The 14550-nt window shown below is 72.7% G+C and carries 8 protein-coding genes; 4 read left to right on the forward strand and 4 right to left on the reverse strand.

What is annotated here, in order from left to right:
* The first annotated feature begins 126 nt into the window (after positions 1-126).
* The gene (locus LZG04_RS20210) at positions 127-2919 is read left to right on the forward strand and encodes a beta-L-arabinofuranosidase domain-containing protein (protein WP_233819272.1); all 2793 of its coding nucleotides are present in this window, start codon (positions 127-129) and stop codon (positions 2917-2919) included.
* A gap of 60 nt (positions 2920-2979) precedes the next feature.
* Here LZG04_RS20210 and LZG04_RS20215 read toward each other — a convergent pair whose 3' ends face one another.
* Both LZG04_RS20215 and LZG04_RS20220 read right to left on the reverse strand, forming a co-directional pair.
* The gene (locus tag LZG04_RS20215; protein ID WP_233819274.1) at positions 2980-6441 is read right to left on the reverse strand and encodes a S8 family serine peptidase; all 3462 of its coding nucleotides are present in this window, start codon (positions 6439-6441) and stop codon (positions 2980-2982) included.
* Positions 6442-6557: 116 nt separating this feature from the next.
* Entirely contained in the window at positions 6558-7751 is a 1194-nt protein-coding gene (locus LZG04_RS20220) for a PHB depolymerase family esterase (RefSeq protein ID WP_308199199.1), read from the reverse strand.
* 399 nt (positions 7752-8150) lie between these two features.
* Here LZG04_RS20220 and LZG04_RS43040 point away from each other — a divergent pair, with 399 nt between their 5' ends.
* A complete protein-coding gene (locus tag LZG04_RS43040; RefSeq protein ID WP_374202839.1) occupies positions 8151-10190 on the forward strand; it encodes an endo-1,4-beta-xylanase in 2040 nt (679 codons plus the stop codon).
* A 63-nt stretch (positions 10191-10253) separates the two neighbouring features.
* On the opposite strand, the gene LZG04_RS20235 is transcribed toward LZG04_RS43040, so the two are convergent.
* Positions 10254-10829 (reverse strand): helix-turn-helix domain-containing protein, encoded by a 576-nt coding sequence (locus LZG04_RS20235; protein ID WP_233819276.1) that lies wholly within the window; start codon positions 10827-10829, stop codon positions 10254-10256.
* 206 nt (positions 10830-11035) lie between these two features.
* Here LZG04_RS20235 and LZG04_RS20240 point away from each other — a divergent pair, with 206 nt between their 5' ends.
* Entirely contained in the window at positions 11036-11455 is a 420-nt protein-coding gene (locus LZG04_RS20240; RefSeq protein ID WP_233819278.1) for a YciI family protein, read from the forward strand.
* Entirely contained in the window at positions 11452-12747 is a 1296-nt protein-coding gene (locus tag LZG04_RS20245) for an RNA polymerase sigma factor (RefSeq protein WP_233819584.1), read from the forward strand. Before LZG04_RS20240 ends, LZG04_RS20245 begins: the two co-directional genes overlap by 4 nt.
* Here the strand turns inward: LZG04_RS20245 and LZG04_RS20250 are convergent.
* Positions 12734-14539, reverse strand: coding sequence for a serine/threonine-protein kinase (locus LZG04_RS20250; protein WP_233819280.1), 1806 nt, complete (start codon positions 14537-14539; stop codon positions 12734-12736). The two genes, LZG04_RS20245 and LZG04_RS20250, sit on opposite strands and share 14 nt — an antisense overlap.
* Between the last annotated feature and the right edge of the window lie 11 nt (positions 14540-14550).

Here is a 14550-nt window from a genome sequence, read left to right on the forward strand (position 1 = left end):
ACCCAGCCGCCGCCGCGGGTCGGCCAGGCACCCAACGGCCAGCCGCCGGGCGGAGACGCCCTCCTGGTCGCGCCGCAGGCCGACCGCCGTCCCCCTCCCAGTCCCCCGTATCCGGAGAGGCATCCCATGGCACAACCCGTAGACCGGCGAGCGTTCCTGCGCGCCACGGCCCTGGCGGCGACGGCTCCCCTCATCGTGTCCACCGCCACGGGACGGGCGGTGGCGGCCGAGCCCGCGCCGTCCGCCACGCCGCCACCGCCCGCGTGGCGGGTCCGACCGTTCGGGCTGGACGAGGTGGTGCTGGGCGACGGCGTGTTCGCCGCCAAGCGCGACCTGGTGCTGGACTACGCGCGCGGGTACGACGTGGACCGGTTGTTGCAGGTCTTCCGCGCCAACGCGGGTCTGTCCACGCGTGGCGCGGTGGCACCCGGCGGGTGGGAGGGGCTGGACGGCGAGGCGAACGGCAACCTGCGCGGCCACTACACCGGGCACTTCCTCACCATGCTGTCCCAGGCGTACGCGGGCACCGGCGACGAGGTCTACGCCGAGAAGATCCGCTACGTGGTCGGCGCGCTGGTCGAGGTGCGCGAGGCGTTGCGGCGCGACCCGGTCGTGCTGTCCACGCCGGGCCGGTTCGGCACGGCGGTGGAGAACCCGCGCGGCTCGTACCAGTACGTCGACCTGCCGCCCACCGTGCTCGGCGACTCCGCCGCGATCACCCTCTCGGCGTGGGTCAAGCCGGGGCACGACGCGAACTGGGCGCGGGTGTTCGACTTCGGCAACGACACCACCCGCTACCTCTACCTGGCCGTGCGCAACCAGAACGGCGTGCCGCGGTTCGCCATCACCACCAACGGGCCGGGCGCGGAGCAGGGCATCAACGGCGTCGCGCCGCTGCCGCTGGACCGGTGGAGCCACGTGGCGGTGACCATCGCGGGCACCACGGGCACCCTGTACGTCGACGGCACGCCGGTGGGCGTGAACACGGCGATGACGCTCAACCCGGCCGTGCTCGGCCGGCTGCGCAACAACTGGCTCGGCCGGTCCAACTACCCGGACCCGGTGTTCGCGGGCGCGCTGGACCAGGTCGACGTGTGGTCGCGGGCGCTGAGCGCGGACGAGGTGCGGCGGCTGCTCGACACCCCCGCCCGGGGCGACCTGGCGTCGTACAGCTTCGACGAGACCACCGGCGCGACGTTCGCCGACGCGTCCGGGCGAGGCCGGCACGCCACGCTGCGGCGCACGTGGGGCCTGCTGAGCCACCCCGGTTTCCTCGCCGCCTACCCCGAGACCCAGTTCATCACGCTGGAGTCGATGACCAGCGGCAACTACACCGTCGTGTGGGCGCCCTACTACACCGCGCACAAGATCCTGCGCGGACTGCTCGACGCCTACCTCAACACCGGTGACGAGCGCGCGCTGGACCTGGCGAGCGGCATGTGCGACTGGATGCACTCGCGGCTGTCGAAGCTGCCCAAGGCGACGTTGCAGCGGATGTGGGGCATCTTCTCCAGCGGTGAGTTCGGCGGCATCGTGGAGACCATCTGCGACCTGCACGCCATCACCGGCAAGGCCGAGCACCTGGCGCTGGCCAAGCTGTTCGACCTGGACCGGCTCATCGACTCGTGCGCGGCGGGCACCGACATCCTCGACGGCCTGCACGCCAACCAGCACATCCCGATCCTCACCGGCATGGTGCGGCTGCACGACGAGACCGGCGAGCAGCGGTACCTGGCCGCGGCGCGCAACTTCTGGGACATGGTCGTGCCGACCCGCATGTACAGCATCGGCGGCACGAGCACGGCGGAGTTCTGGCGGGCGCGCGGCAGCATCGTCGGGACGTTGAGCGAGACGAACGCCGAGACGTGCTGCGCCTACAACATGCTCAAGCTGAGCCGGGTGCTGTTCTTCCACGAACAGGACCCGAAGTACATGGACTACTACGAGCGGGCGCTGTACAACCAGGTCCTGGGGTCCAAACAGGACCGGGCGGACGCGGAGAAGCCGCTGGTCACGTACTTCATCGGCCTGACGCCCGGTCACGTCCGCGACTACACCCCCAAGGCCGGCACCACGTGCTGCGAGGGCACGGGCATGGAGAGCGCGACCAAGTACCAGGACTCGGTGTACTTCGCGAAGGCCGACGGGAGCGCGCTGTACGTCAACCTCTACAGCGCGTCGACCCTGAAGTGGGCGGAGAAGGGCGTCACGGTCACGCAGACCACGGACTACCCGGTGGAGCAGGGCTCCACGATCAGCGTGCACGGCGGTGGGCGGTTCGACCTGCACCTGCGCGTGCCGTCCTGGGCGACCGGGTTCCGGGTCGAGGTCAACGGCGAGCGCGTGCCGCGCGAAGCCGTGCCGGGCACGTACTTCACCGTGTCCCGGGCGTGGCGCGGCGGCGACACCGTGCGGGTGTCGATGCCGTTCCGGCTGCGGGTGGAGCGGGCGTTGGACGACCCGGCCACGCAGGCGTTGTTCCTCGGTCCGGTCAACCTGGTCGCGCGGGACGCCCGCCGCACGTTCCTGGAGTTCGGGCTGTACCGCAACGCGGGCCTGTCCGGCGACCTGCTGCCCAGCCTCACGCCGGTGCCCGGCAAGCCGCTGCACCACGTGCTCGACGGCGTGGAGTTCGCGCCGTTCTTCGAGGGCACCGAGGACCCGACGCACGTCTACTTCCGCCGCCGCGAGCCGCGCATCGCGTTCGGCGGCCGGGACAGCGGCGTGGCCAACCCGAGCCGGGCCGACGGGACCACGTTCCTGGACGAGGTGTGGGCCGCCGCGCCGTTCCGGGCCAAGGGCCACCTGGTCCGGCACGTCAAGGCGACCGCGGCCACGTGGGTGTCCGCCGGTCTGCTGACCGAGGCCGACGCGCGGACGGTGGTGGGCACGGCGCAGGACGCCACCTACGCACCGTGAGCCGACGCGGGGCCGGACGGCGGGGATCGCGGCACGCGCCGGCCGCGATCCCCACCGCGCTCAGGCCCTGAGCCGGTAGGCCCGCAGGACGGTCTGGTCGACCGTGTTGCCGTCCGTGTCGGAGGCGACGACCCGCAGCGAGACGTACCCGCCCGGCTTGCCGCGCGCCGGGACGAGCCGCGTCACGGGCACCCAGGTCGCGCCGTCGTCGAACGACGCGAACGCCTTCACCTCGCGCACGGTGGCCTTGCCCGCGCCGGCCTGCCGCGACGCGGTGAACCGGACCGGCAGCGGCAGCGCCGCCCGCGCGCTGTTGCGCAGGTCGAGCGGGATCTCGTAGCCCACCTGCAACAGCGGCAGCTTGCCCTGCGCCGTGCCCGCGCTGGTGAAGCCCCACGTGGTGCGCACGGCGGTGGACAGCTCCAGCTGCGGCGCGCCGCGGGCGGCGTCGAGGGACAGCTCGTAGCGGCCCGGTTCGGCGGGCACCTGCCACCGACCCCGGCGGGGGTCGCCGGTGGAGCCGAGCGAGACGCCGTCCCGCTTGAGCTCCAGGCCGCCGTACCCGGTGGCGGCCCAGGACTCGACGGCCGTGGCGGTCGCGAACGGCGAGACCTCCGCCTCGATGCCGTCGCCGGTCCGCGTCACGCCCCCACCGGCCGCCCACCGCACGAGCGACGCCCCGTCCAGCCGCGGCCCGGCGACCGCCGCGTTCCAGTCACGCCGGTACTGCCGGCCCGGTCGGAAGGCAACGGGTTCGAGGTCCGACCAGATGCCGACCAGCGGGTCGCGCGCGTCCACGCCGAACATGCGGCCGATGAACCCCTCCTGGTACCAGCCGACGCCGTTGCCGGCGCTGTAGTACTCGGTGCGGGCCACCGGCGCGACCAGCGCCTCGTCCAGCAGGACCCCGAGGCTCTTCACCGCCGCGCCGTCGAGCACCGGGTACAGGCGCTGGCGCACCAGCCCGTCACCCCCGGAGGACCGGTAGCGGGCCTTCACCTCGGCGAGATCCCGCCGCTCGACCCGGTACGCCTTGCCCGCGGGCAGCGCGCCCCGCTCCGGGAAGAACAGGTTGTAGCTGACCGGTGAGGAGTCGATCGCGCGCACCTCGACCTCGCCGCCGATCCGGGACAGCAGGTCCTGCGCGCCGTGGTCGGACGCCGACAGCACCGGCAGCGCGGTCTGCTCCTGGTTCGGGAACGGCAACGGGCCGAGCAGCAGCACGGCGGACGCGCCCGAGTCCTTCAGCTCCCGCACCATCGGGTAGAGGTCCTCGCCGGTGCTCTCCACGACGACCAGTGCGCCTTTGACGTCGCCGTCGCGCCGGGCCGTGCGGAACCGGTGCGTGCCCGGGGCGAAGTACGGGCTCGCGTCGGCGTACCGCACCGGCAGGTCGAACCCGCCCAACGCCACCCGCGGCCGCGCGGCCTTGAGCGTGGTCGAGTAGGTCAACTGCGGCAACGGCTCGCCGAACGACAAACCGTACACGGGCGTGGAGCCCTCGACCGGCCCCGTGACGCCGGAGCTCTTGCCCGGCTCCATGGGCACGCTCAGGTCGACGTCGCGGTGCAGCGGTCGCACGCTGTCGTCGTCGAGGTCGACGGTGATCGGCTTGCCGTCGGCGGCGTTCAGCTCGACGGTCACGGCGGCGTTCACCGTGACCTTGCCCGCGACCTCGGTGACCGACACCGGGGTGTACCAGCCCGCCAACGCGGAGTGCTGCTCGATGCGGCCCAGCACGGCGTAGTCGGAGACCGGCAGCTCGACCGTGCCGCGGCCCTCGGCGTCGAGCAGGAGCGTGCTGGACTTCCCCGACTTCAGGTCGACCAGCAGCAGGAACTCGTTCGACGGCGCCTTGCCGTCACGCCCGGTCACCGCGACGGTGAGCGGGTGGCGCTCCTCCTGCACGTACGCGCCGACCGAGGTGGTGAGCTCGACACCCTCCGCGGTCGCGCGGACGTGCCCGAAGAACGTGCCGACGCCCTTGCGCGGGTCGAGTCGCACGACCATCGGCGCGCTGCCGTGCGCGGGCACCGTGACGCTCGACGGCACGGTGAAGTCGTCGCCCAGGTCGTGCCGCACGGCCAGCGTCACGGGCCGGTCGCCGTCGTTGTGGTAGGTGACCGACTTCTCGACGACCGCCGTGTGCGGCCATTCGAGCAGCCCGAACGAGAGGCTGCCCACGTCCGCGCGGACCGGCTGCCCGACCGCGCGCCCCACGTCCAGCAGCCCGGTGCCGACGTGGTCGGGCGAGTCGGCGACCGGCTCGGCCGACGCCATCAACTGGGCCTTGAGCTGCGGCGCGGTCCAGGCGGGGTGGCGCTGCGCCAGGATCGCGGCGGCGCCGGCCACGTGCGGCGCGGCCATCGACGTGCCGGTCAGCCGCGCGTGCAGGTCACCGACCGCCTCGTCCGGCAACGTGCCGCTCGCCCGGGCCGCCACGATGTCCGTGCCGGGCGCGGCGAGGTCGGGCTTGACCGCGTAGTCGCCGATCCGCGGCCCGCGCGAGGACGACTCGTTCAGCTGCCCCTGCTTGGTGAGGTTCGCGACGGCCAGCGCCCCGTCCGCCGCGGCCGGCGCGGAGACCTTGCGGTAGGTGTAGTCGTTGCCCGCGGCCACCACGAACAACGTGCCGGTCTCCGCGGTGAGCCGGTCGACGGCCTGCGACAGCGGGTCGGAGCCGTCGCTCTGGTCGCCGCCGAGGCTCAGGTTGACGACCTTGGCCCCGACCTCGCGCGCGGCCCACTCCATGCCCGCGATGACCGCGCTCTCCGGGCAGCCCCACGCGCCGCACACGCGCCCGACGGCGAGCTTCGCGCCCTTCGCGACCCCGCTGTAGCGGCCGCCGCGCCCGGCGACGGTGGCGGCGACGTGCGTGCCGTGGCCGACGTCGTCCTGGATGCCCTCGCCGGTGAAGTCCCGGGCGGCCACGACGACGTCCGCGAGCTCCGGGTGCCCCTGGTCGTAGCCGGTGTCCAGCACCGCCACCGTGACCCCGCTGCCGTCGAACCCGGCCTGCCAGGCGTCCGGCGCGCCGACCATCGGCACGCTCTGGTCCAGCGTGATCCTGGCCTTGCCGTCCAGCCAGAGCTTCCCGTCGGCCCGCACGCCCACCCGGCGGTCCGCCCACCGCCGCGCGGCCTCCGACTTCACGATCGCCGCCGACGCCCGAAACCCCGCCGACAGCAGCGGGATGCGGTCGGTCGCCGCGTCGTCGTAGCCGAAGTCGAGCAGTGCGGTGATGTCGAAGAACCTCTTGTCGAGCCGGTCGTGCGCCAGCTCGTCGAGCGCGTCCTCCGGCACCACGAACTGGTGGTCCCGCTCGACGTACCGGACGAACCTCGCCCCCGGCCGCCCCTCGACGCGGACCAGCGCCCCCCGCGCGTCCACGACCACCTTGTCACCCGTGATCAACGTGATGGTCCGGGCTGCTCCCCCGGCCACCGGCGCCGCCTGTGCCGCGGCCGGGCTCGACAGCCCGGCCGCGAGCAAGGCGACCACCAGCCAGCGTGCTCGACGCACGTGTTCCTCCCCAGTCGTGAAGCGCTTTCCCCGGGTGGAGACTCGCCGGCGCGCCGGGAGGTTGCACACCGGTGGGCCGAACCCGGCGTTCACAGTTGCGGGCAGCGCCGACGGGGTCAGATCGCGGAGCAGTCCGCCTTGTCCGTCCACTCCGTGCCGCACCGGTAGAGCGGGAACGGGGTGTTGTAGCCGTAACGCGCGCCGAGGGTGTTGTACTCGCCGACGTCGATCCGCTGGGCCACGTAGTGGTCGGTCGCGGTGCCGGTGACCGTCTCGCTGTAGGGCGGGCGGGTGGTCGTGGTGACGGAGGTGGTGGTCGGTGCGCCACCGCCGTCGATGCCCCAGAACCGGGCCATGTGGTAGGCCGCGCACACGTTGACGTCGAGCACGTAGGCGGCCGTGCTGCCGCACTGGGCGGTGCCCGTGCCCGGGTCGACGGGCTGGCCGTGGTCCATACCGGTGATCGAGTAGTGCTCGACCGTGCCGCCGTAGACCCGGTGCGGGTAGCCGGCCACGGTGTCGCTCACGTCCGGCGTCTGGTCGGTGCCGTTGACGTCGGTCCACTGCTCGACCAGCTCCGTGCCGTTGAGCGGCCGCACGGTGTTGTCCGCGGTGCCGTGCCAGATGGACACCTTCGGCCGCGGACCGGAGTGCGCGTACGCCGCGCGGACCTTGTCGCCCCACTGCGCGGGGGTGAGGTTCGTGCCGGGGTTCATGCAGCCGAACGCGGCGGCCACCGAGGTGGCGCACTGGTAGGGCAGCCCGGCCACGATGCCACCGCCGGCGAACACGTCCGGGTAGGTGGCGAGCATGACCGCCGTCATCGCGCCGCCGGCGGACAGACCGGTCACGTACGCCGACGCGGCCCCGTTGTCCTGCTTGGCCTTGTCCACCATCTGCTTGATCGACAGCGCTTCACCCGAGCCGCGGCGCGTGTCGCCCGGCTCGAACCAGTTGAAGCAGGAGTTGGCGTTGTTCTGCGACTTCTGCTGCGCCGCGACGACGGTGAACTTCCAGCGGTCGGCGAGCTGCGTCCACCCGGCGGCCGTGCCGTAGCCGGTGGCGTCCTGCGTGCAGCCGTGCAGGGCGACGACGACCGGGCGGCCCGCGGGCAACCCGGCGGGCACGTAGCGGAACATCTGCAGGTTGCCGGGGTTCGAGCCGAACGCCGTGACCTCCTGCAAGGTCGCGGCCGCGGCGGGGCGCGGCGTCGAGACGAGGTAAACGACCACGGCCGACAGGACGGCCAGCACCGCGACGAGCGTCGCGACCGGGCCCCGCAGCGCCGGGACAGGGTGACGATCCGACATGGGCGCATCCTCCACGTTGAGTGATGGCGGTCACGTGCGATAGGCCGACGCTAGGAGCCCTCGGTGCCGTTCGTCGCTGGTGGACCGCGCCACTCTTCCCGCCGCGCCCGTGTGGCACCGCCACACCGCGCGATCCTGCGGCGCCCCGACCCGGATACCAGACCATCCGAATCGGTTCCGATACTTTCGTAAACCGCAGAAGGTAGTGCCATCGGCCCTGCCGACGGCTCTACCTGCACTCTTGCGTCTCTATAGGTGAATCTCAATCCTTGACTCCCGCGATCATCAGCCTTAGTTTTCGAAAGCGTCAGCGAGTTGTATCGAAACTTTCGATCTGCCCGTGGCGCGCGACCGGCTCGAGAGCGGCGCCGGTCCGGCTCGACACCCTTGGAGGAAGTGATGTCCAGAACTGCTGTCACCGCTGCCGGCAGGCCGGTGGCACGAGGAGGACCGCGACGCGTCGCGGCGCTGGCCGGCGCGGTCGGGCTGCTCGGCGCGTTGGCCGTCGTCCTGCCGAGCGTGGCGAGCGCCGGCACCACGTTGGGTGCGTCCGCCGCGGAGAGCGGCCGCTACTTCGGCACGGCGGTGGCCGCGAACAAGCTGGGCGACTCCACCTACGTCGGCATTCTCAACCGTGAGTTCAACATGGTCACGGCCGAGAACGAGATGAAGATGGACGCGACCGAGCCCAACCAGGGCCAGTTCAGCTACGGCAACGCCGACCGGATCGTCAACCACGCCCGCAACCAGGGCATGCGCATCCGCGGCCACGCCCTGGCCTGGCACTCCCAGCAGCCCGGCTGGATGCAGAACATGTCCGGCACCGCCCTGCGCAACGCCATGCTCAACCACGTCACCCAGGTCGCCACCTACTACCGCGGCAAGATCTACGCCTGGGACGTCGTCAACGAAGCCTACGCCGACGGCAGCAGCGGCGGCCGCCGCGACTCCAACCTCCAACGCACCGGCAACGACTGGATCGAAGCCGCCTTCCGCGCCGCCCGCGCCGCCGACCCGAACGCCAAGCTCTGCTACAACGACTACAACACCGACAACTGGTCACACGCCAAGACCCAGGGCGTCTACCGCATGGTCCAGGACTTCAAGGCCCGCGGCGTCCCCATCGACTGCGTCGGCTTCCAGGCCCACTTCAACAGCGGCAACCCCGTCCCCTCCAACTACCACACCACCCTGCAGAACTTCGCCGACCTCGGCGTCGACGTCCAGATCACCGAACTCGACATCGAAGGCTCCGGCTCCAGCCAGGCCCAGCAGTACCAGGGCGTCGTCCAGGCCTGCCTCGCCGTCACCCGCTGCACCGGCATCACCGTCTGGGGCATCCGCGACAGCGACTCCTGGCGCGCCTCCGGCACCCCCCTGCTCTTCGACGGCTCCGGCAACAAGAAGGCCGCCTACACCTCGGTCCTCAACGCCCTCAACGCCGCCGGCACCCCGGGGCCGACCACCACGACCACCACGCCGCCGAACAACGCCAACTGCGCCAACGGCTACGTCGCCCTGACCTACGACGACGGCCCGGTCGCGGGCACGACCACCACGCTGCTCAACGCGCTGCGGTCGGCCGGCCTGCGGGCCACGTTCTTCAACCAGGGCAACAAGGTGACGTCGAACCAGACCCTCGCGCGCAGCCAGCGCGACGCCGGGATGTGGGTGGAGAACCACAGCTGGTCGCACCCGCACATGACGCAGCTGAGCCAGGCGCAGATGCAGTCGGAGATCTCCCAGACCCAGCAGGCGATCCAGTCCGCGACGGGCGTCGCGCCGAAGCTGTTCCGCCCGCCGTACGGCGAGACCAACGCCACGCTCAAGTCGGTCGAGGCCCAGTTCGGCCTGACCGAGGTGCTGTGGAACGTCGACTCGCAGGACTGGAACGGCGCGAGCACCGCCCAGATCGTGCAGGCCGCGTCCACGCTGCAGAACGGCGGCGTCATCCTGATGCACGACGGCTACCAGACGACGATCAACGCCGTGCCGCAGATCGCCGCCAACCTGGCGAGCCGCGGCCTGTGCGCCGGCATGATCTCGCCGTCGACCGGCCGGGCCGTCGCGCCGACGGACACCCCGCCCGGCACCACCACCACGCCGACCACGACCACGACGCCCCAGCCGGGCACCGGCTCCTGCACTGCGACCTACCGCACGAGCCAGCAGTGGGGTGACCGCTTCAACGGCGAGGTGACGATCCGGGCCGGTTCGTCGGCGATCAGCAGCTGGACCGCCACCGTCACCGTGACGTCGCCGCAGAAGGTGTCGGCCACCTGGAACGGCACGCCCAGCTGGGACTCCACCGGCAACGTTATGACCATGAAGCCCAGCGGCAACGGCAACCTCGCCGCGGGCGCCAGCACCACGTTCGGCTTCACCGTGATGGCGAACGGCCAGTGGGCCGCGCCCACGGTCACCTGCCGGACCCCGTGACGCGCGCCGGGGTGCCCCTCACACCGACGTGAGGGGCACCCCGGTGCGCTTGTGAGCGTCCGCTCAGGTCCGGGCCCGCACGTGCACGCGTTCGCCCTGCGGACCGAACAGGATCAGCAGCTCGACGGGTGCGGCATCGGCCGCGCCGAGCCAGTGCGGGACGCGGGTGTCGAACTCGGCGACCTCGCCGGGCGTGAGCACGAGGTCCTGCTCGCCCAGCACGAGCCGCAGCCGTCCGTTGAGGACGTAGAGCCACTCGTGACCCTCGTGCGTCTTCGGGTCGGGCACGGCGTCGTGCCGCGACCCCGGGATGACCAGCTTGAACGCCTGGGTGCCGCCGGGGCGGCGGCTCAGCGCCATGAACGTCATGCCGTGGCGGCGGACGGGACGCAGGTGGACGCGCGGGTCGCCGGTGGGCGGCGCGCCGACCAGCTCGTCGAGCGGCACCCCGTGCGCCCGCGCCAGCGGCAGCAGCAACTCGAGGTTCGGCCGCCTCCGGCCGCTCTCCAGCCGGGACAGCGTGCTCTCCGAGATCCCGGTGGCCTCGGCCAGCTCGGCCAGCGTGACGCCCCGTGCCCGTCGCACCGCCCGCAGGCGCGGGCCCACCGCGGTCAGCACCCGGTCCAAGTCGTCGTCCACCGGGTCAGCTTGCCAAGGCGGCGACGTCGCTTGCCACCGCAGCCCGTGCCGGCGCGTCCGCGGCGACATCGATCGCCGGCCGAAGTAGGCTGCCCGCGCTCTCCGGGAAAATTCCGGCGGGTGTGTCGATCCGCGGCGCGGCCCGTTCGACCCAGGGGTGGACGGGGTCCGAGAGAGGGCCCGCACGACGGCCAGGGAGACAGACCATGAAGTACATGCTGATCATGCGCGCCACGGACGAGGCCTTCGCGGGCATGGGCGAGATCGACTTCAACGAGATGCTGGAGACCATCGGCAAGTTCAACGACGAGCTGATCAGGGCCGGTGTCCTGGTCGCCGCCGAAGGGCTCGCCGAGGCCGAGGAGGGCGTGGTGGTCGACTACTCGTCCGAACCGCCGGTCGTCACCGACGGCCCGTACGGCGAGACCAAGGAGCTGTTCAACGGCTTCTACATCCTCAACGTGGCCTCCAAGGAGGAGGCGGTCGAGTGGGCGAAGCGGCAGCCGATCACCGGCCCCGGCTTCAAGACCGAGATCCGCCGGGTCACCACGATCGACGAGTTCCCGCAGGACAACGAGTGGATCCAGAAGGAGAAGGCGTGGCGGGAAGCCACCGGTCAGCTCTGAGCGGGACGACGGCGGGCGACCCGACCGGTCGCGGCGCGGTCGCCGCGGTCTGGCGGATCGAGTCGGCGCGGATCGTCGGCGCGCTCGCGCGCTACACCGGCGACTTCGCGCTGGCCGAGGACCTGGCGCAGGAGGCGCTGGCCGAGGCGCTCGTGACCTGGCCGCGCGACGGCGTGCCGCGCAACCCGGCGGGGTGGCTGCTCACCGTCGGCAGGCGGCGCGCGATCGACGCGTTCCGCCGCCGGTCCGCGCTGGACGAGAAGTACGCCGTCCTCGCCCGCGACCTGGGCGAGGGCGGCGCGGTCACGGGTGGCGAGGCCACCGCGGCCGACGACGTGCTCTGGGACCCGGACCAGATCGACGACGACGTGCTGGCGCTGATGTTCATCTCGTGCCACCCCGTGCTGTCGCGGGAGGCCCGGGTGGCGTTGACGCTGCGCGTGGTCGGCGGTCTGACCAGCGACGAGATCGCCAAGGCGTGCCTGGTGCCGACGGCGACGGTGCAGGCCAGGATCACCAGGGCGAAGAAGGCGCTGGGCGCGGCCGAGGTGCCGTTCGCGGTGCCGACGGGCGAGGAGCGGACCGCGCGGCTCGGTTCGGTGCTCAACGTCATCTACCTGATCTTCACCGAGGGGTCGACGGCCAGTTCCGGAGATCACCTGATCCGGTTCGACCTCGCGGGCGAGGCGCAGCGCCTGGCCAGGGTGCTGGCCCGGCTGGTGCCCGACCAGCCCGAGGTGCACGGCCTGCTGGCGCTGCTGGAGCTGACCGGGGCCCGCTTCCCCGCCCGCACCGGGCCGGACGGCGACCCCGTGCTGCTGGAGGACCAGGACCGCCGTCGCTGGGACCGTGCCGCCATCCGCCGCGGCCGGGCCGCGCTGGCCCGTGCCGAGCAGGCGGGCCGGGGCCTGGGCGCCTACGGACTGCAGGCGGCCATCGCCGAGTGCCACGCCGTCGCGCCGTCGGTCGAGGAGACGGACTGGGACCGGATCGTGCTGCTGTACGAGGCGCTGGGCCGGCTCGTGCCGTCACCGGTGGTCGACCTGAACCGGGCGGTGGCGGTGTCGATGGCACGAGGGCCGGCCGAGGCGCTGCCGATCGTGGACGGGCTCGCGGGTTCGGACGCGTTCGCGAACTCGTACCTGCTGCCGAGCGTGCGCGGCGAGCTGCTGCGCCGGCTGGGGCGTGCGGAGGAGGCGCGGGTCGAGCTGGAACGGGCCGTGGGGTTGTGCGGCAACGAGCGTGAACGGGCGGTGCTGGAGCGCAAGGTCGCCGAGCTCACGTCCGGGTGAGGATCATGGTGTTCCACCAGTAGCCGAGCTGGTCGAGCGAGTCCGGGTCGAGCGCCGTCGAGGACCGCAGCACGCCCGTGGTCGAGGTCTGCGTGTCGACCCACCAGACCTGGCCGACGCCGTCGGCGATGAAGCAGGTCGTGTACTCGCCGGGCAGGGGTTGGCGCTCGGACCGGTAGTAGGCGGAGTAGTGCGCGGGCCGGGTCAGCGGACGACAGCCCCCGTTGGTGTCGTCGCGCGGGATGCCGCGGGCTCGCACGAGGGCTTGGAAGTGGGCGTCCTGCGCGGCGCGGTCGGTGAACAGGTGGAAGACGGCCTCGTTCGGCGGCGGGAAGCGGAAGTGCGCCGAGTTCGCCTCGGTGCAGGTGACGGTGGCGGCGACGCCGGGTGCGGACGGCGTGGGCGCGCAGGTCGGGTTGCCCCGGTAGACCTCGGGGAGCCGTTCCAGCAGGACGGTGGCTTGCCGGTCGACCGTGGTGGACGTGGTGGACGTGGTCGCCGCGGTGGTCCGGGAGGTCTTGGACGTCTGCGCGGTGGCTGTCGTGGGCGTGGTGGTGCCGGTGGTCGAGTGCGCGAGGCGGCTGTCGCCCTTCCAGTCCACGGCCCAGACCAACACCACCGCCACGAGCAGCAACGCGACCACCCCGGCGACGATCGGCGCGACCCTGCGACCGGGCGACCTCGGGGCCGGCACGGGGGTGTTGGCGCCGGGGTGGGGGCGGGAGGGCCGCAGCGCCTGGCCGCCAGTGGACCGTCCGGCCGGCGGGGTGCGCGGCGCGGCGGCGAACGGCGACCCGGCGGGACGTGGCGCGGCGGACGATTCGCCGACCGGCGATGACTCGGCGACCGGCGGAGTGCGCGGCGGGGCGGCCGGCGGTGGAGCGGTGGCCCGCCAGGCACCCGCGGGCGGGGTCGGGGGTCCGGCGGTCGGCGGTGAGGTGCCGGCCGGCGGGGTCAGGGGCGCGGCGGGGTGGGGCGGGATGGCGAGGGCCTGGGCGGCGGCGGTGGCCAGGGTGCCGGCGGTCGGGTAGCGGTCGGTCGGGGACTTGGCCATGCCGTGGCGGATCACGTCGTCCAGGGCGGGCGGGACGGTCGGGTTCGTGGTGGAGGCGGCGGGTGGTGGTTGTTGCAGGTGGGCCCAGAGCAGGGCGGCCGGGCTGTCGGTCTCGAACGGGCGCTTGCCGGTCAGGCACGCGTGCAGCACGCAGGCCAGGGCGTAGACGTCCGCGCGGCCGTCCACCGGTCCGTCGCCGAACCGCTCCGGGGCCAGGTAGTCCAGCGTCCCGATCACCGCGCCGGACGCGGTCAGGTGCGTGCCGGTCGGCCGCACGCTGTGGGCGATGCCGAAGTCCACCAGGTACACGAAGTCGTCCGGTGTGACGAGGATGTTCGACGGCTTGACGTCCCGGTGCACCAGGCCGTCGGCGTGCGCGGCGTCGAGCGCGCCCGCGACCTGGGCGATGATCCGCACGGCCCGCGCCGGGTCCAGCGGGCCGTCCGCGATCACCGCCGACAGGTCGCGGCCCTCGACCAACCGCATGTCGAGGTAGAGCCGCCCGTCGATCTCGCCGAAGGCGTGGATCGGGATGACGTGCGGCTCCCGCAGCCGTGCCGCGATCCGCGACTCGCGCCGGAACCGGGCGCGGAAGTCCTCGTCGTCGTTGTGCACGGCGGAGAGCCGCTTCAACGCCACCACGCGGTCGTGGGCCGTGTCGAAGGCCCGGTGCACCTCGCCCATGCCGCCGCGCCCCAACAGCTCACCGACGCGATAAGGCCCGAACGCCTCCGCCATGACTCCCCCGG

Origin of the sequence: Saccharothrix sp. S26 (assembly GCF_021390395.1) — a bacterium.
GTDB lineage: Bacteria > Actinomycetota > Actinomycetes > Mycobacteriales > Pseudonocardiaceae > Actinosynnema.